General features: G+C 51.7%; 20 protein-coding genes. 8 read left to right on the top strand and 12 right to left on the bottom strand.

Features of this window, described 5'->3' with window-relative positions:
* The first annotated feature begins 21 nt into the window (after positions 1–21).
* The 5 genes from flhB to O3S68_RS16155 all read left to right on the top strand — a co-directional run bounded on the left by flhB (position 22) and on the right by O3S68_RS16155 (position 4,057).
* A complete protein-coding gene (flhB, locus tag O3S68_RS16175; RefSeq protein WP_269231937.1) occupies positions 22–1,167 on the top strand; it encodes a flagellar biosynthesis protein FlhB in 1,146 nt (381 codons plus the stop codon).
* Positions 1,167–3,269: a flagellar biosynthesis protein FlhA gene (gene flhA, locus O3S68_RS16170; RefSeq protein WP_020454842.1), complete on the top strand. Its 2,103-nt coding sequence runs from the start codon at positions 1,167–1,169 to the stop codon at positions 3,267–3,269. The genes flhB and flhA overlap by 1 nt, the downstream gene beginning before the upstream one ends.
* 85 nt (positions 3,270–3,354) lie before the next feature.
* Complete coding sequence (locus tag O3S68_RS16165) at positions 3,355–3,762, top strand: flagellar protein FlhE (protein WP_269231936.1); 408 nt, start codon at positions 3,355–3,357, stop codon at positions 3,760–3,762.
* An 18-nt stretch (positions 3,763–3,780) separates the two neighbouring features.
* The gene (locus O3S68_RS16160; protein WP_269231935.1) at positions 3,781–3,909 is read left to right on the top strand and encodes a flagellar protein FlhE; all 129 of its coding nucleotides are present in this window, start codon (positions 3,781–3,783) and stop codon (positions 3,907–3,909) included.
* Between the two features lie 19 nt (positions 3,910–3,928).
* The gene (locus O3S68_RS16155) at positions 3,929–4,057 is read left to right on the top strand and encodes a hypothetical protein (protein ID WP_269231934.1); all 129 of its coding nucleotides are present in this window, start codon (positions 3,929–3,931) and stop codon (positions 4,055–4,057) included.
* Positions 4,058–4,114: 57 nt separating this feature from the next.
* On the opposite strand, the gene fliT is transcribed toward O3S68_RS16155, so the two are convergent.
* From fliT to fliD, 3 genes are read right to left on the bottom strand one after another with little or no spacing between them, the layout of a single operon-like run.
* A complete protein-coding gene (fliT, locus tag O3S68_RS16150) occupies positions 4,115–4,453 on the bottom strand; it encodes a flagellar protein FliT (RefSeq protein WP_020454846.1) in 339 nt (112 codons plus the stop codon).
* Positions 4,446–4,853 carry a flagellar export chaperone FliS gene (gene fliS, locus O3S68_RS16145; protein ID WP_020454847.1) on the bottom strand — a complete coding sequence of 136 codons (408 nt, stop codon included), beginning with the start codon at positions 4,851–4,853 and terminating at the stop codon, positions 4,446–4,448. Before fliS ends, fliT begins: the two co-directional genes overlap by 8 nt.
* Before the next feature lie 45 nt (positions 4,854–4,898).
* Entirely contained in the window at positions 4,899–6,377 is a 1,479-nt protein-coding gene (gene fliD / locus O3S68_RS16140) for a flagellar filament capping protein FliD (RefSeq protein WP_020454848.1), read from the bottom strand.
* A 537-nt stretch (positions 6,378–6,914) separates the two neighbouring features.
* On the opposite strand from fliD, the gene O3S68_RS16135 reads away from it, so the two are divergent.
* The 3 genes from O3S68_RS16135 to O3S68_RS16125 all read left to right on the top strand — a co-directional run bounded on the left by O3S68_RS16135 (position 6,915) and on the right by O3S68_RS16125 (position 9,113).
* On the top strand, positions 6,915–8,168 hold the full coding sequence (locus O3S68_RS16135; RefSeq protein WP_269231933.1) for a FliC/FljB family flagellin: 1,254 nt from the start codon (positions 6,915–6,917) through the stop codon (positions 8,166–8,168).
* A 211-nt stretch (positions 8,169–8,379) separates the two neighbouring features.
* The gene (locus O3S68_RS16130) at positions 8,380–8,763 is read left to right on the top strand and encodes a Thoeris anti-defense Tad2 family protein (protein ID WP_269231932.1); all 384 of its coding nucleotides are present in this window, start codon (positions 8,380–8,382) and stop codon (positions 8,761–8,763) included.
* Positions 8,764–8,786: 23 nt separating this feature from the next.
* Positions 8,787–9,113, top strand: a complete 327-nt coding sequence (locus O3S68_RS16125) for a hypothetical protein (protein ID WP_269231931.1) — start codon at positions 8,787–8,789, stop codon at positions 9,111–9,113.
* 81 nt (positions 9,114–9,194) lie between these two features.
* Here O3S68_RS16125 and cheW read toward each other — a convergent pair whose 3' ends face one another.
* The 9 genes from cheW to flgL form a co-directional block, all read right to left on the bottom strand.
* Complete coding sequence (gene cheW / locus O3S68_RS16120) at positions 9,195–9,704, bottom strand: chemotaxis protein CheW (RefSeq protein WP_269231930.1); 510 nt, start codon at positions 9,702–9,704, stop codon at positions 9,195–9,197.
* A gap of 37 nt (positions 9,705–9,741) precedes the next feature.
* A complete protein-coding gene (gene cheA / locus O3S68_RS16115) occupies positions 9,742–11,742 on the bottom strand; it encodes a chemotaxis protein CheA (RefSeq protein ID WP_269231929.1) in 2,001 nt (666 codons plus the stop codon).
* Entirely contained in the window at positions 11,743–12,702 is a 960-nt protein-coding gene (gene motB, locus O3S68_RS16110) for a flagellar motor protein MotB (protein ID WP_160269011.1), read from the bottom strand. It abuts the gene before it with no gap.
* Positions 12,699–13,589 carry a flagellar motor stator protein MotA gene (motA, locus tag O3S68_RS16105; RefSeq protein ID WP_020454854.1) on the bottom strand — a complete coding sequence of 297 codons (891 nt, stop codon included), beginning with the start codon at positions 13,587–13,589 and terminating at the stop codon, positions 12,699–12,701. The genes motB and motA overlap by 4 nt, the downstream gene beginning before the upstream one ends.
* Positions 13,590–13,662: 73 nt before the next feature.
* Complete coding sequence (flhC, locus tag O3S68_RS16100; RefSeq protein ID WP_020454855.1) at positions 13,663–14,214, bottom strand: flagellar transcriptional regulator FlhC; 552 nt, start codon at positions 14,212–14,214, stop codon at positions 13,663–13,665.
* 13 nt (positions 14,215–14,227) lie between these two features.
* Positions 14,228–14,575: a flagellar transcriptional regulator FlhD gene (flhD, locus tag O3S68_RS16095; RefSeq protein ID WP_020454856.1), complete on the bottom strand. Its 348-nt coding sequence runs from the start codon at positions 14,573–14,575 to the stop codon at positions 14,228–14,230.
* A 185-nt stretch (positions 14,576–14,760) separates the two neighbouring features.
* Positions 14,761–15,489 (bottom strand): RNA polymerase sigma factor FliA, encoded by a 729-nt coding sequence (locus O3S68_RS16090; protein WP_020454857.1) that lies wholly within the window; start codon positions 15,487–15,489, stop codon positions 14,761–14,763.
* Between the two features lie 129 nt (positions 15,490–15,618).
* Positions 15,619–17,280 carry a methyl-accepting chemotaxis protein gene (locus tag O3S68_RS16085; protein WP_269231928.1) on the bottom strand — a complete coding sequence of 554 codons (1,662 nt, stop codon included), beginning with the start codon at positions 17,278–17,280 and terminating at the stop codon, positions 15,619–15,621.
* Positions 17,281–17,385: 105 nt separating this feature from the next.
* Positions 17,386–18,309, bottom strand: a complete 924-nt coding sequence (gene flgL, locus O3S68_RS16080; RefSeq protein WP_020454859.1) for a flagellar hook-associated protein FlgL — start codon at positions 18,307–18,309, stop codon at positions 17,386–17,388.
* Positions 18,310–18,325 lie beyond the last annotated feature (16 nt).

The following is an 18,325-nucleotide window of genomic DNA, read 5'->3' as shown; positions in this document are numbered from 1 at the left end:
CGCCGCGCCGCTGAGCAAATCATGTCAGAAGAGAGTGATGTAGAAAAAACAGAAGAACCCACACCCCAGCGAAAACAGAAAGCGCGTGAAGAGGGGCAGATCCCCCGCTCGAAAGAGCTGAGTTCGCTGCTGATGTTGCTGGCCGGGTGGGCGTTTATGCTCTCTGGCGGTTCGCAGTTTGCCCGGCAACTGCTGGAGTTATTGCGAACCGGCCTGGTACTCAACCGGCTGTCGGTAATGGATGAACAGTCGATGTTTCATCAGACCCGCTATTTGCTGGAGATGATGAGCAACGCGCTACTGCCCATTTTGCTGGGATTGTTTGTCACCGGGATCGTATCGCCGATGTTGCTGGGCGGCGTCAACCTGAGCGGTAAATCGCTGAAGCTCGATCTGAAGCGGATCTCGCCGCTTTCGGGGTTCAAACGTCTGTTTTCCGCCCAGGTGTTATCAGAAATGCTCAAAGGGTGCCTGAAGGTCGTGCTGGTCGCGTGCGCCTTCGCACTCTACATCTACAAAAATAAAGCGCATTTCATTCAGTTAGTTAACGAAGCACTGCCGATGGCCATCGCGCATGCCATGAGCATGACGCTGGATTGCCTGATGATGGTGATTTTTTTCCTGTTACCGGTGGTGGGTTATGACGTTTTTTATCAGATAACCAGCAACCTGAAAAAGCTGCGGATGAGCCGTCAGGAGATCCGCGACGAATTTAAACAGAGTGAAGGCGATCCGCACATTAAGAGCCGCATTAAACAGATGCAGCGTGCGGCGGCGCAAAACCGAATGATGAGCGATATCCCGCAAGCGGATGTCATCGTCAACAACCCGACGCACTACTCTGTCGCCCTCTCTTATAAAGAAGGCGGAATGAGCGCGCCGGTCGTGCTGGCCAAAGGCGCCGGTGATATTGCCTTAAAAATTCGCGAGCTGGGGGCGCAACACCGCATCCCGATGCTCGAAGCACCACCGCTTGCCCGTGCGCTCTATCGCCATTGTGAGATTGGCGAACAGATCCCAGGCGAGCTTTATAGCGCCGTCGCAGAAGTGTTGGCCTGGGTTTATGGCCTGCGTCGGTGGCGCAACAACGGCGGCGTTCCGCCGAAGCAGCCCAGGGATCTCGCGGTTCCTGAGTCGATGGATTTTGTACATGAGAGTTCAAACTGATGGCTAATATCGCCAGCAAATTACGCTTACCCGCGTTTAAAGAGACACAGTGGCAAATCATGGCAGGCCCGGTGCTGATCATGCTGATTCTGGCAATGATGGTACTGCCGCTGCCGGCATTTCTGCTGGATACCCTGTTCACCTTTAATATCGTGCTGTCGCTGATGATATTGATGGTGGCGATGTTTACGCAGAAAACCCTTGAGTTTTCCGCGTTCCCGACGGTGTTGCTGTTTTCGACCCTGCTGCGCCTCGCGCTGAACATTGCCTCCACGCGTATCATTCTGATGGAAGGCCACACCGGTGCCGCCGCAGCGGGCCGGGTGGTTGAAGCCTTCGGCCACTTCCTGGTCGGCGGCAACTTCGCTATCGGTATCGTGGTGTTCGCCATTCTTATCATCATCAACTTTATGGTTATCACCAAAGGTGCCGGACGTATCGCCGAAGTGGGCGCGCGTTTTGTGCTGGACGGGATGCCAGGTAAGCAGATGGCGATTGATGCCGATCTTAACGCCGGGCTGATTGGTGAAGCGGAGGCAAAACGCCGCCGTAGCGAAGTGACCCAAGAGTCTGATTTTTACGGCTCGATGGACGGTGCCAGTAAATTCGTACGTGGTGACGCCATCGCCGGGTTGCTGATCATGGCGATTAACGTCGTCGGCGGTTTGATCATCGGTGTAATGCAGCACGGCTTAAGCGTGGCGGAAGCGGGCGAAACCTACACCCTGCTGACCATCGGTGATGGTCTTGTCGCGCAGATCCCGGCGCTGATCATCTCCACCGCCGCCGGTGTGATTGTGACCCGTGTTTCCAATGATGAAGACATTGGGGAACAGATGGTCGGCCAGCTGTTCAACAACCCGCGCGTGATGCTGCTTTCCGGCGGGGTAATTGGTCTGCTGGGGCTGATCCCGGGGATGCCGAACCTGGTATTCCTGATGTTCACTGCCATCCTGCTGGGGCTTGCCTGGTGGCTGCGCGGTCGCGAAATGAAAAATCCGGGCCGTCGCAGCGCCGTGACCGAAGATAAAGACAGCGCCAGCGCGCTGGCCGCCAACGAGCAGGCCTCGGCCGAAGCCTCATGGGCAGATGTTGAAATGGAAGATGTGCTGGGTCTGGAAGTGGGCTATCGCCTGATCCCGCTGGTTGATAGTGACCAGGACGGGCAACTGCTGGTGCGCGTGCGCGGTATCCGTAAGAAATTCGCGCAGGAGATGGGCTTTTTGCCACCGGCGATCCATATTCGCGACAACCTCGATCTGGCGCCTGGTGACTACCGCATTCTGCTTAAAGGCGTGGAAATCGGCAGCGGCACCATGGAGCCGGAACGCTGGATGGCCATCAACCCGGGTTATGCCGAGGGTGAGCTGCCCGGTACGCCGTGTGTCGATCCGGCCTTTGGCCTGCCCGCCTGCTGGATTGATGAAGTATTACGTGAACAGGCGCAAATCCAGGGCTTTACCGTGGTTGACCCAAGCTCGGTTATCGCCACGCACCTGAACCACTTGATCACGCTGTATACGGATGAATTGTTCAGCCGCCAGGAGACCCAGCAGTTGCTCGACCGCATCACCAAAGAGATGCCGAAGCTGGTGGAAGATTTAATTCCTGGCGTGATTTCGGTGACGCTGTTCCACAAAGTGTTGCAGAACCTGCTCTCTGAACGCGTTTCTATCCGCGATATGCGAACCATCATCGATACGCTGGCGGAATATGCGCCGGTGCAAAACGATCCGGATGAGCTGACCTCGCAGGTGCGTATTCGCCTGGGCCGCGCGATCACCGCGCAGTGGTTCCGCAATGACGATGACATCAAAGTGATCGGTCTGGATACGTCGCTGGAAAAACTGCTGATCCAGTCCCTGCAAAGCGGTAGCGCGATTGAGCCGGGTATTGCAGAAAACCTGATGCGTCAGGCCGACCGCGCCATTACCGAACAGCAGTCGCTCGGCGTTTCGCCGGTGCTGCTGGTTAACCCGGCGCTGCGCACCATGGTGTCACGTTTCCTGCGTCGTGCGTTCCCGCAGCTGGCGGTATTGTCGACGCTGGAAATCAGCAATAACAAGACCGTGCAAATGACGGCGGTCATTGGCACCCATTAATGAAATCCCGGGTATGACTTCTTCCGGCGCTGCAGGTATCCCCTGCAGCGTGCGCACAAACGACGGCTGCAACTGGCAAAAACTAATGAAATCAGTGGTATTACTTCTTCTGGCACTGCAGGCATCCCCTGCGGCGTCCGCCCAAACAACAGGCGCCTGGAGCGCCTCATCCGCTGGCGGCAGCGTCACTACCGGTAAGCAGTTACTGCGTGGACGCCCGCTGTTCTCCCCTGAATCCCTTTCTCCTTCGGCGCAAGCGGTGCGTATTTCATGGCGTATTACGCTGCTCTCCCCTCCCCCGCCGGGGCTGGTCATTAAACTTTGCCGCATCGATAAATGCATTCCGCTGCCTGCCCTGAGCGGCGAGCGGCGCATTGATGTGCCGCTGGCGGCGAACGGTGAGTTCCGCTTTATCTACTCCGTCAACAGCCTCGGCCAGCTAAGACCGGCACTCAACGTTGTACGTAATCAGTTAACCGTAAATTATCGCTAATCAGAAAAATGAAAGGCTATGCGGGCAAATGCTGTGCCGCTGGCGGCGAACGGTGAGTTCCGCTTTATCTACTCCGTCAACAGCCCCGGCCAGCTAAGACCGGCGCTCAACGTTGTACGTAATCAGTTAACCGTAAATTATCGCTAATCAGAAAAAACGAAAGGCTATGCGGGCATATGCTGTGCCGCTGGCGGCGAATGGTGAGTTCCGCTTTATCTACTCCGCCAACAGCCCCGGCCAGCCAAGACCGGCACTCAACGTTGTACGTAATCAGTTAACCGTAAATTATCGCTAATCAGAAAAACGAAAGGCTATGCGGACAAATGCTGTTCCGCTAGCCTTTTGGGGATGATTAATGCAGTGAAGGGGCTTGATGTTGGGAATAAAGCTGACTGCAACGGGCACCACGATGTATGGAGGATAAATTCTGTTTGAGAGTATTAAGACGCGCCTGTAAATTCCGCGTTATTTCCGCTTCATTCGCCAGCAATTCTTTTAACAGTATCTTCAATTCGTCTTTCACCATCATTGAAAGCGCATCGGTACTATGATTTAAAATATCCTGCTTCTTAATAACATAATCCGATGCGACTTCAACGAAGTCATCCCAGCGAGCCTGTTTCGTCATCTCCAGCATCGCTACGTTCATTTCAAATAATTCATGGTAATACTGCAAAATACTCTCAGCCATAACGCACTCGCTTCTGTACCGGCTCAATCTCTTTCCATGTGGCGGCCAGTTTCATTAACAGGCTGTCGACATGTTTTAACGGCTCAGGTTCGTTACGCAAATTCGCTTCTAATAATGTGCGCGACATATATTCGTACATCTGTTCGAGATCGGCGGCAATATGCTGACCTTTTTCATGATCGAGCGCGGCACGCAGTCCGTTGTCGATAATATTAATCGCTTTAGAAATCATTTTTCCGCGCTGGGCAACGTTGCCTTTTTCAAAATAGATAGAGGCTTGCAAAATAGCGCTGTGGGCGCCATCAAACAGCATGGAAATTAACTGATGCGGTGTCGCGCCCGCTAATTTGCTTTGCAGTGATACCTGCGCATAGGCATTAGTGCCCTGAGATGCATACATATGCGGCTCCTGAAAGCAGGCCGTCAGGCCTGCTGATAACAAAAATTAAAGAGTTGCAAGCAGCGAGGACAACTGGCTGCTCATGTTGTTCATGTTCGACATCACGGTATCCAGATTCTGGAACTCGACGCGATAACGCTCAACCTGGGCGTCAATCAGCTTCTGCGTTTTGTCGATCTGGGTCTGGGCGATTTTGGACTGGGTTTCCAGACTCTCGGTCGCGGTATCAATTATACCGTCGGTCTTGGTTTTGCTATCGCCGAGGTACTCTTTCAGAATCGAACCCAGCGACGTCGCCAGCCCTTCGTTCGCGCCGCGACCGGAGAACATGTTCGCAATCTGCTCCGGGTTGTCGGCAATCGCTTCATCCAGCGTATCTTCATTCAGCGTCATCTGACCGGTCTGGGCATCAATCGAGATACCGAGATCCGCCAGTGATGCATAAGTGGCATCCGCATCGCCGTAAACACCGTTCACCGCAGAGCGAACTTCACTCACCAGACCGCGCAGGGTGGAATCGCCCATCAGCGCACCGCTCTTGGAACTCTGCGTGGCAACGTCTTCATCGCCAAGGCCGGAGGTATCCGCGGCAACATATTTACTCGCAGCAGAGGTCTTATCCAGCAAGGCGTTGTATTGCTTCACAAAATCTTGCAGGCTGGTTTTAATCGCCGAGGTATCGCTGGTCAGCGTAAGCTGCTCAGATTCACCGTTTTCCGAGACTTTTTTCAGGTTCAGCGTCACGCCATCGATGATGTCCGTGATGTTGTTGGTTGAACGCGTATAGTCAGAGCCATCGACGCGCAATTTCGCGTCTTTCGCATCGGAAACGGAGACCATGTTATCGGTCTGGCCCGGGTCGTTAACCACCTGGCCCTGATCGTCAATATGCTGGCCGCCATTCGACGTATCCAGCACACCGGCAAGCGAAGCATCGCCGGTTACTTTGACGCTCATTTGCCCGTCGGAGCCGGTTGTTTTCGAGCTCAGTACCAGCTGATAACCGTCATCGGTGCGCTGAACGGATGCGCTCACATCGCCTTTCTCTTTATTGATTGCTTTCGCAATCTGGTTCAGCGAGGTTTCATCATCAGCCAGCTCAACGTCCATCGTTTTCCCGTTGTTCTGGGTAATAGTGATGGTGCGCGTACCGCCAGAGGTTTTCGCACCGAGTGCGGTATCGGCATCGGTTTGCGGCTGGGTTTTCAGTTTATGCGCGGTGGCTAACTGCGAGATCGTTACCGAGTGGCTGTCGGCTTGCGCGCCGGTGCCCGCGACAGCGGAAAAGGCTTCGTTAGCGCTGACGGTCATTTTGCTAAACGCGTCGCCGCCCATGGTGGTGACGCTTTTTTGCAGGTTCGACAGCAGGCTTGAAATCTGGCCCCAGGCCGAGATTTGCGAGTCGTACTTTTTTTTCAGGTTGGTATACGGCGTCAGGCGCGTTTGTTCGCCCGCTTTCAGCTGATCCAGCATCGACGCCGTATCAATCCCGCCAGTACCAACCCCTAATGATGATATAGCCATTTCTTCTCCTGTCGGAAATGTATATTTGCGGTAATTCTCTATTAAGCTATCGGCGCGGGAAAATAAAAGATGAATTTTTTACTTTCATTCCCCTATAAAGGAAGAACCACTTTTCAGCGGCTATTCTCAACAATTCAGGTCGTTTACAAAAGGGCAAACACCGCACATAAAGAAGCGAAAAACCATTCCTGATAATTAGCGACAAAAATGACGGCAATTTATCGCTTTGCGTGCAATAAAAACGCCTTCCTTATATAGCAGAGATGCACCATTAAAATTCAAAGAAAAAATCCAAAAAAGTAATTAGGCAAAACACGCGCGGTTTTGCGGGCAATTTAAAAGATAAACGGCAAAGGCGCATAAAATATCAACGATATAGCACCAAAACCCCATAAAAAAACAAAAAACGGCCAGCGAATAAAAAAGTTTTTCGCGCAAAAGATTTTAGTCATTTTTTATAAGGCCGATTTATTAAGTATGCGAACGAAATGACGCATAACCATACTCTGTATAGTAAATTGTGTATAAGGAAACCCCATGTCCCAGGTTATTAACACCAACGCACTCAGCCTCGTCGCCCAAAACAACCTGAATAAATCTCAGGGCTCTCTGGGTACTGCAATTGAACGTCTGTCTTCTGGTCTGCGTATTAACAGCGCAAAAGACGATGCCGCAGGTCAGGCAATCTCTAACCGCTTCACTGCGAACATCAACGGCCTGAGCCAGTCTTCCCGTAACGCCAACGATGGTATCTCTCTGGCGCAAACCACTGAAGGCGCGTTGAACGAAATCAACGACAACCTGCAGAACATCCGTCGTCTGTCTGTACAGGCGCAGAACGGCACCAACTCTGATTCTGACCGTCAGTCCATCCAGGACGAAATCGACGCGCGTCTGTCTGAAATCAACCGTATCTCTGAACAGACTGAGTTCAACGGCGTGAAAGTACTGAGTAAAGATCAGAGCCTGTCTATCCAGGTTGGATCTAACGACGGCCAGACTATCGATATCCAACTGAACAAAATGGATTCCAGCACCCTGGGTATGGACGGCTTCACCATTGCAAGCGGTGTTGACGTTAACTCCCTGACGGCTTCTACCACCGTTGACATCAGCGTAGCTGTTGACAAGGGTATGACCAACGTTGTTGATTCCAATGGTGCAGCGACAGTAAACGCGACCGGCGTTGTTGAAGGTTCCGATGGTAAAACGTATGTTTCCGGGGATGATGGTAAATACTACGAAGCAAAAGCGAACACCAACGGTAATGGTCTGACCTACGATACCACCACTGCAGCAAACACCACCGGTGTGACCATGAGTGCTAACAAAGCGGGTTCTTCCGTTACTGTATCTCAGAATGCCACCACCACCGGTTTGCCTGCTGGTAGCAGCCTGATGACTGATGGTGAAGGTAACTTCTATGTTAAAGATTCTGCTGGTGGCTTAACTGAAGCCGTAGCAGCACAAAATGGTGACATTACCACGGGTAAAGCGGTGTCTACCGCTCAGGCGACCACCGATCCGCTGAGCAAAATCGACGAAGCGCTGGCTCAGGTTGACGAACTGCGTTCTGGTCTGGGTGCGGTACAGAACCGTTTCGCTTCTGTTATCAGCAACCTGAACAACACTGTTAACAACCTGTCTCAGTCTCGCTCTCGTATTCTGGATGCTGACTTCGCTTCTGAAGTTTCCGAAATGAGCCGCGCGAACATCCTGCAGTCTGCTGGTACCTCTGTACTTGCTCAGGCTAACCAGGTTCCGCAGAACGTACTGTCTCTGCTGCGTTAATTTCTGGTGTTTCCGGCAGGCTCCGGCCTGCTTTTTACCCACCCGCCCATTCGCCCGGGCGGGTTTTTTATTGCCTGCAATTTACCCCTCACTTTCTATCAGTAATAACCGCCCTGCACCGCGTTGACTAAAACGCGTTATCAGAACCTTCATCTATCTTTTATTTCCGTGCTGGCTCTCTTTTTTATATTCCGTTTAAAGGAGAGTAGTCATGGCAGATTTAACCGCACCAGAAGGTTCATTCGCATGGGCAATATTACAGCTTCAGGCTGGTAACCGGGTCAGCAGAAGCGTATGGCATGATGCAGGAATGTACCTCGTCAGAAATCCAGGCTTAACAGAGCAGGTGGTGGTTGAAAATGACTGGCGTGCGGCGGCAGGTATAACGGTTGGCACACCATTTAACTATTTGCCCAATATCGAGCTATGCAATGCGCAACAGGATTTTGGTCCCTGGGTTGCGACACAGGAAGACAGGGAAGCGACGGACTGGAGCGGGGTTGGTGAGCCTAGCGACAACGGGAAATTGATAGTTGATATGGAGGTTATCGTTCTCACTGGAGGAGAGGGAGAAACATATGCAGCTAAAAGTTAGTAACGATTATTCAGGCACCTGAGTTGATTGCTAATGTGGTGTATTTCAGGACGGGGTATCTACCTGAACTCACCCCCGCTAAATGCCAATTCGCCATATTCTTTACCACCTACACTCTTGAAAACAATGAGCCATTAACGGCTGACAATATTGCAGGAATACATGTCCTGCCTGGTGATACTGCTTATTACCTTTCTCATGGCTTTAGGGTTGAGACTTTTGCCGCGACGAATGAACATCTGGTACTTTTTTACTTTGACGACGTTAAAACCAGCAATGATGCCTACAAAATGCACCAGTATCTGAAAAGCCAAGTTGGTAGAACCATTCGGGTTTATATCACCTGGTGATCACGTTGCGAAAAAGCAAAAAAAAGCCTTTCCGTCTGGAAAGGCCCGTAAGGTACAGCGCGTATAAAAAGTAAAACAAAATTAGTTGAATGAGGTCTCGGTCGCGCGCTCAATCAGCTCCATCTCTTCGCTGTTCAGCAGCTTTTCAATATCGACCAGAATCAGCATGCGCTCATCAAGCGAGCCAAGACCCAGCAGATACTGCGTGGAGAGCGTGACGGTATATTCCGGCGCAGGTTTGATCTGCTCGGCATTGAGCGCCAGCACATCGGAAACGCCGTCAACCACAATCCCGACCACCCGGCCGCTGTCGAGGCTCAGCACAATCACCACCGTATTGTCGTCAAACTCGGCGGAAGCCAGTTCAAACTTCACGCGCAGATCGACAATCGGCACGATGACGCCGCGCAGATTGGTCACACCGGCAATAAACGCAGGCGTGTTGGCGATGCGCGTAACGCGATCGTAACCACGGATCTCTTGAACTTTGAGGATCTCAATGCCGTACTCTTCATTGCCCAGGCGGAAGACCAGGAACTCATTACCCGTGTTATCACCGGTTAACTGTTTGTCTGTGTTAGATAAATTCATTTCTTAACCTTTTTAAAAACTGATGTCAGGCGTTGTCTCAGTTCGCCCTGGCGCTTTTTGCCAGCGTCGTTAGAACCGCGACATCCAGAATGAGCGCAACGCTGCCGTCGCCGAGGATGGTCGCCGCGGAGATACCCGGAATTTTGCGGTAGTTCTGCTCAAGATTTTTCACCACCACCTGGTGCTGGCCAACAAGCTGATCCACCAGTAAGGCGTAGCGGCTACCGGCGCTCTGCACAATGACGGCAATCCCTTCGCTGATGTCGTAGTTTTCATCGTGAATACCAAACAGCGTACCCAGCTCAACTAATGGCAAATACTCTTCGCGCACCTGCAACATGCGTTCGCCGCCAGTCATCCGGTGCAGCGTATTTTCCGAAAGCATCAACGATTCCATCATGCTGCCGAGCGGCAGAACGTAGATCTCCGGGCCAACACGCACCGACATCCCGTCGAGGATCGCCAGCGTGAGCGGCAGAATGATGCGGATCTTCGAGCCGCGCCCCTGCTCAGAATGGACAGTCACATGCCCGCCCATTTCCTGAATATTACGGCGCACCACGTCCATACCAACCCCGCGGCCAGAGACATCGGTCACTTTTTCCGCCGTGGAGAAGCCCGGCGCGAAAATCAGCATCCAGACATCTTCATCGCTCATGTTGTCGCTGATGGTCATGCCCTGCGCCTGCGCGCGCGCGAGGATCTTCTCGCGGTTCAGACCGGCACCATCATCGGTCACTTCAATGATGATATTGCCGCCGTGGTGTTCCGCCGAAAGGATCAGATTGCCTTTGTCGGCTTTACCGTTGGCGCGGCGCACATCAACCGGTTCAATACCGTGGTCGAGGCTATTACGCACCAGGTGCGTCAGCGGATCGACAATCTGCTCGATCAGGCGCTTATCCAGCTCAGCAGAACCGCCGACCAGCGTCAGTTCCACCTCTTTATTGAGCTTACCGGCCAGGTCATGCACCAGCCGAGGGAAGCGGCTGAAGACATACTCCATTGGCATCATGCGAATCGACATCACCGATTCTTGCAAGTCGCGCGCGTTGCGTTCGAGCTGCGCAATGGTGCTGATCAGCGTGTCGTGATTGGTGGAATCAAGCACGCCGGAAAGCTGCGAGAGCATCGCCTGGGTGATGATAAGTTCGCCCACCTGATTGATTATCTGGTCGACCTTCTCGACCGCCACGCGGATGCTGCTGGCTTCTGTCGCTTGCGGGCGCTGACGATTATTTTCCGGGCGTGTCGCGCGCACTGTTGGTGCTGCCGGTGCCGCCACCGCGTTAACCGGCGCAGGCGTGGGTGGCGCAGGTTCGTTGGTTGTAGCAACGGGTTCGTCTGCAGCCGGAGCGGGCTCAATGGAAATCTGTTCCGGTTCGAGCACAAAACACAGCACTGCCAGAATATCGTCCGGGGATGCGGTGGTGTGCAGCGTCAGTTGCAGGCTCTCATTTTCAGCCTGCAACTGGCTTACGCGGCCTAAATTACCCATTTCATCGATTAGCGGCTGGCGATCGTCTTCTTTGATTTTGCTCAGCACGATACGCAGCCGCTGGCCGTCTTCGCCAGGTGTCGCAGCCGCTTGTGCGACCACGGTTTCGGCGGCAACAGGCGTGGCTACGTCTGTGGAAACCGCAGCAGGAGCCGTGCCGTCGAGCGCTATCTGACGTAGCGCTTCGCAAATATAGTGGAATGTCTCCTCATCGGGCTCGGCGGAAGCTTTATAGGCATCCAGTTGATCCTGCATAATATCTTTGCTCTCCAAAAACAGATCGCGAATAGGGCCGGTAATCGTCAACGTACCGCTGCGTACATCATCCAGCAGGTTTTCCAGGATGTGCATGGTTTGCTGTAACACAGTGAAACCAAAGGTGCCCGCACCGCCTTTTATCGAGTGCGCAGCGCGAAAAATCGCATTCAGAACTTCTCTGTCCGGCGAGTCGAGATCCAGCTCCAGCAGATACTTTTCCATATCCGCCATCAGCTCATCCGCCTCGTCAAAAAAGGCCTGATAAAAATCGCTTATGTCCACTTACTTAATCTCCTCAGGACCGCTTTTTACCGTAGGTTCAACTGCCACTGCGCCGCTGCTCTGCGCCGGCGCATCGGTGGCCGATGTACTCTGGCGCGCCGGGGATGAAACCAGCGTGTCGCGCAAAAGCACATCTTCTTGCATGATCTGTTTCTCTTTCTGCTGGCTCAGCACCAGGATACTGATACGGCGGTTGATCGGATCGGCCGCGTCGGAACCGGCCTGCATCATGGTGTCCGCCGTACCGACAACGCGGATAAATTTATTGCTGGCAAGTCCTGCACCCGCCAGGATGCGCCGCGCCGCGTTTGCACGATCGGAAGAGAGCTCCCAGTTGCTGTAGCCCTGCTCACCGTTGGCATAAGGCAGCGAATCCGTGTGGCCGGTCACAATGATGCGGTTCGGCATGTCGTTTAACACCGGCACCAGCGCCTGCAGAATATTCACCATGTAGCTTTCCGGTGTCGGCCGGCCTATCTGGAACATCGGGCGATCCGCGCTATCGGTGATTTGGATCAGCAATCCGTCATCGGTCAGTGAAAGCCGCAGGTTGGAGGTGAAGTTGTTCAACCGCGGATCGATTTGGATCAGGCTTTCCAGCTTCTCCCTCGCCCGCTTCAGATTGACTTCACTCTTCTTCGCGTCCAGTTTTTGCAACGTCTGTTTAAGGACTTCGCCATCCTGTTTGATAGGGTCATCGCCGCCGCCGGGAATAACGCTATCGCTGAGGCTCGCTTTATCACCCTGCGCCAGCGTGGTTTTAATCGGCATTTTGAAGTATTCCGCGATCTGCTGGCGCTGCTCCGGGCTGGAAGAAGAGAGCAGCCACATCACCAGGAAAAACGCCATCATTGCGGTCATAAAGTCCGCATAGGCGATTTTCCAGGAACCGCCGTGAGAACCATGCTTTTTATTGATGGATCTGCGGACAACAATGGTAGTGGCAGACTTCTTACTCATGCCGACTCACCCGAAGAGGATGAAGAGCTTGAGGTGCGCACTTCGCGAACGTGATCTTCCAGTTCCGCGAAGCTGGGACGTTCCGTGGAAAAGAGGGTTTTGCGACCAAATTCAACGGCGATCTGCGGCGCATAACCGTTCATGCTGGAAAGCAGCATCGTTTTAATGCACTCAAGCATTTTCAGGTGTTCCGCACTATGCTGACGCAGCAGCGTCGCCAGTGGCAGCACCATGCCGTATGCCAGCAAAATACCGAGGAAAGTACCCACCATGGCGTGGGCAATCAGCGCGCCCAGTTCCGCTGCCGGGCGATCGGCGGCCGCCAGGGCGTTAACCACCCCCATTACCGCCGCCACGATACCAAACGCAGGCAACCCGTCGCCGATGGCGTTAAGGCTGCTCGCGGGCACTTCGTGCTCGTGCTCGCAGGTCTCAATCTCTTCATCCATCAACGCTTCCATTTCAAAGGCGTTGGTATTCCCGCTTACCATCAGGCGCAGGTAATCGGTGATGAAGTTCATGATTTCACTGTCGGCCATCAGCCGTGGATAGGCAGAGAAAATCGGGCTGTTTTGCGGATCTTCAATATCGTTTTCCAGCGATACGAGGCCATTCTGGCGACCTTTCGCCAGCAACAGATACATCATCGCCAGCAGATCCATATACAGCGCTTTGGTGAAATGGGAGCTTTTAAACAGGCCAGGAAATGCTTTTAAGGTGGCCCGGATCGCTTTACCGTTATTTCCGACAATAAAAGCCCCCACGCCCGCGCCGCCGATAATTAAAAATTCGGTCGGCTGAAACAGGGACGCGAGATTGCCGCCGCTGAGGGCAAAGCCGCCAAATACGGTCGCGAACACGACGATATAGCCAATAATGACTAACACTTCAACTCCTTAATAACTCGATAATCATTGCGCAACACTAATAACGGGCTGCGCGATGAAGATGTCGCAGCTTTTATTCCGATTGACTATGCGAACACGTCAGTTCGGGGGCGGCTTTTTTAATGGCCCGCGAGGGTGGAAAACACAAACAGCAGGTAAATGTCGCGCTGTTATTTTCCGGCGTGGTAATAAAACGCCCGCCACAAATGCTGCACTCAGTGTGTTTAACCATGCCGCAGTCAATAAACCGCAGCAGCGTCCAGGCGCGCGTTAAACCCAAAACAGGCTTTTTCTCTGTACCGTTGAGACTGTTTTCCAGATACAGTCGATAGCCTTTCAGCATTATTTCAACGGGACGCCCCGATTCCGTCTTTTGCAAATAACAATAAATGTTATAAAACATTGACGAATGAATATTTTGCTCCCACGCCATATACCAGTCGGTGGAAAATGGGAGCATGCCTTTCGGCGGCGAACAGCCTTTGAGTTCTTTATACAGTTTTAATAATCTTCTGCGGCTAAGATTGGTTTCACTTTCGAGAACCTGCATCCTGGCGCCAAAAGAAATCAATTCCATGGCAATTTGCGCATCCCTGATTTCTGACATGATGCTTTTTTCACACATACAAACTCCGCTGTCAGGATCTCGAAGGCTCTTTCCCAGAAAGAGAATTAAGCAAATCAGTGGATAAAATGATTCCGGTATGGATACTTTGCAAAGCATCAATACGGGAATCTTTGGTTAAACAGTCAATGACTGTTTCATTATCAATGCGTAACCGGCAAATAAGCTGACCGGTTGACGAAAGTTTAATAAGTTGTGGAAACGTTAATCCTTTCACAATATCGATCGTGGCATCACTTAATCCAAGGCGGAACTTTGCGGTAAAGCGGTCCTCATGAATTAAGCGCTGCGCCAATAACAAATAAGAAAGGTTCAAGTCCCGGATACATTGTGTCGGCTCATTAAAACTTGTTACGTTCATTACCATTCCCCTTGTATAAGGTAATCCATACTGCAATTACCGTCCTTTTGCTGTGTAACCACTATGTAACAACTTTAATGCCGATCTTTAGTTTAAGAAATCAAGGTGAAACGGAAATAATGAACCCAGTAAGGAAAGCCGGCCGAATCAATAATTAATCGGAGTAGGATTTTCCTGATATCTGATTATTCCCAGCCTCTTCCTTCCAGACGCGCACGTAAACGTTTGATGGTTTGACTATGCAACTGGCTGACGCGCGTTTCGGTAATACCCAGCAGTGAACCAACCTCTTTCATATTCAACTCCTGTTGATAATATAAATTGAGTAGCATCTGCTCGCGCTCAGGAAGTTCTCTGATCTCCTTACTGATCTGCTTTGTTAAATCGCCTAACAGAACATCATTTAGCGGGTCAAGATGGTCCTGTTCCATTTCTGACAGCTCAACACCATCTGCCAGTAATTCCTGCAGCTCGTCGAGTGAACAGAGCATGCTGGTATTGGTATCAGATAATACTTGCTGATATTCCTGCAAGCTCATACCTAATTCAGCAGCGACGTCCGACTCGCTTGCCACACCACCAGCACGTTGCTCAACGCGCATAATGGCAGAAGAAACTTCACGGGTTTTACGACGAACGCGACGAGGTACCCAATCGTGTTCACGTAATTCATCCATAAAGGCCCAGCGTAAACGCTGCGCAATGTAAACCGTGAGTTTGACCCCTTTTTTGGGGTCAAACTGTTCGATTGCATCCAGAAGCGCAATGGCACCCGCCTGAATAAGATCGTCAATATCAACACTTGACGATAATTTAGACTGCATCTTTAACGCTTCGTAGCGAACCAAATAACCATATTTGGTCCATAACTGGTCTTTCTGAATTAACCCGTCAGGGCTATATAATCCATTCACTATTACAATTTCCGGGATGATAATAATTGACTAAAATTATTATCGATTATCGCCAATTCAAATAGCATGATAAGCAACCGGAAAGTGGAACATATCGTGACTTTATTTCCCCACGAAACCCACAGCTAATTAAAATGTTTCCCAGTCGCCTTCCATTTTCTTGGCAGGAACATAATCTCGCTTGGCAGTGGTAATAACAGGGCGCAATGTTTCGCTGTTATTTCGTTCACGAGCGACGGCAGAAACATGGTTCTCATTAACGGTAAACTGAGCGACAATTTGTTCCAGCTCGCTGGCATGCTCTTCAACGCTGGTTGCAGTTCGCGCGGCGTTTTCTACCATGCTGGCGTTCTGTTGGGTAACCAGGTCCATTTCATTAACCGCCTGCGCAATCTGGTTAATTCCCGTGCTTTGTTCATCCGATGCTGAGGTAATTTCCGCCATGATGTCGGTTACCTGAATGACGGATTTCACAATTTCCTGCATGGAAGAACCAGCCAGTTCCACTTCCTGGGAGCCGATGTTCATATTGGCAACACAGGTGTTGATCAACTGGCGGATCTCTTTCGCCGCGTCGGCGCTGCGTTTCGCCAGGTTACGCACTTCACCGGCGACAACCGCAAAACCACGCCCCTGCTCACCGGCACGCGCCGCTTCAACCGCCGCGTTAAGCGCCAGGATGTTGGTCTGGTTAGCAATGCTATCAATTACGCTGTTGATGTCGGCAATTTGACGGGAGTTTGCCGTAATTTCCGTCATGATCTTATCAAGATTGGTCATCACTTCACCGCCTTTCTGCGCGCTGACGCTGGCGCTTTCAGCCAGTTGCTGCGCACTGTGGGCGTTGTCGGCGTTCTGACGCACGGTGATTTTCAGCTCTTCCATGCTGGCCGCCGTTTCCTGCAGAGCGGACGCCTGCTGCTCAGTGCGCGAAGAGAGATCGTTGTTGCTGGTGGCGATTTCCTGAGCGTTAGAGTAAATCTGTTTCACGCCGCGACGGATACCATAAACCGTGTCGGTCAGCGACTGGCGCATGTGCTCAACTTCCAGCAGCATTTGGCCGATTTCGTTAAGCGCACCCGCTTCAATTTTGCTGCTCAGATTGCCTTCAGCAATAGACTGGAAAGAGGTAATCGCTTGTTCCAGACGGTTAAAGATGGTGCGTTTCAACCAGATACGCGAACCCACTGCGATGATAATCGCTAATGCCAGAGCCAGGAAAGAGACAAAGGTCATACGCTGGGTGTCGTTGTGCGACGTTTCGCTAAAACCGCCAACCAATTGTTCGGCATACGCTAAATATTCTTCGGAAGCGTCCTGCAGCGCGACACGCATTCTGGCTTCAGAAATAATATTTCCGGAATAACCTGTTGGGTTGCGAATAAATTCTACCTTCTTACGTGCAGCTGCCAGCACAGTTTCAAAGTGTTTTTGAATATTCGCGGCAATAGTGCGCTCGTCTTCCGTTTGAAAAGGCGTGGACATAAATTTATCCATTTGCTTTTCGGCGTTATTCAACATGCTTACTGCCCGGTCAATACCGCTTTGCTCAAGTGGTTCATTGAGCATGGTGGCCAACATACCGGCGTTAATATGTGCCATCCCGCCAGACACACCAACGATTGCGCTATTTAACATATCAATATTGGTGTTGGTCATAACGGCATCGTCGAAGTTTTCCGCTGTCGATTGGGAACTGGTCAACGCGTAAGCAGATATCACAACAATACAAGCAATTAACAACCCAAACAGGATATTAATCCCGGTGGAAATTTTTAAGTCTTTAAACATAATGAAACCTAACTAAAAAAACAGGGTGAAATATCTTTTCGCAGATAGTGATTCACACATGCGGGGTGAATAAAAACCCGTCAATAATGACGGGCCTGTAATGCGTTATCCCATAACTTTAAATATGGAAAGTTGCTGCATCGACTGAAATACGGTCATGGACGAATTGAGCGCGAATTCCGACATTTTTGATTGCGACAATAACGTAATCATCGAATCCCAATCCGAACCTAATGTTTCCTGCAACCGGCTTTGCACATTGATATTTTGCGTTTCAGAGCTGAAACCCAGGGCTTCAAGTTGCTGCATATTGGTACCGACGGTGGCGCGAACCTTACCGAGGTTATCAATGTTTTTCTTAACGCTGATGTTGGTGCTGTCCAGCGTGGTTTGCAAAGCCTGGCGATCGGCATCGCTGGTAATCGGCTGCTGCAGTTGCGTAATAGCCGCGTCCAGCGCTTTGAACAGATCGTCTGGCGTACCGCTCATAAAGACATCGCTGCCGGTATGCCCCACCTGCATTTCCGTGCTGTCGGAAACCACCTGCGTCATCGCGGTATCACCGCCGACATAGCTACCGTCTTTCTGGAAAGGCGCGGCCCCGGTTTTGTAACCGGCGAAGATGTAGCGACCGTCGCTGTTTTTGGCGTTCGCCAGATCCAGCAGGTTGTCGCGAATACCCTGCAACTCCTGCGCCAGCGCCGTGCGATCTTCGTCGGAGTACGTACCGTTACCGCCGGCGACAATTTTCTGCGTCAAATTTTTAGACAGCAGATTAGAGATAGAGTCCAGCGTACTATCTTCCTGGCCCAGCGCATCCTGCGCGTAGGTGCGCGCCGTGTCGTACTGGCTCATTCTGGATAACGCGTTCTGCAAAATAACCGCCTGCGACGCGCCCGACGGATCGTCGGAAGGCTTCAGCAGCGTTTGCCCGGCAGAGAGGCGCGTGGACAAATCGTTATAACCGTTCATGGCATCCGACAGGCTATCAATACGGTTTTGAAACATGTAACTGGTGCTAAGACGCATCGTTTATTCCTGACTT

Source organism: Kosakonia sp. SOY2 (genome assembly GCF_027109175.1).
In the GTDB taxonomy this organism is placed as follows: domain Bacteria; phylum Pseudomonadota; class Gammaproteobacteria; order Enterobacterales; family Enterobacteriaceae; genus Kosakonia.
Note: the sequence above shows the minus strand (reverse complement) of the source record. Positions and strands in the feature narration are given on the sequence as shown.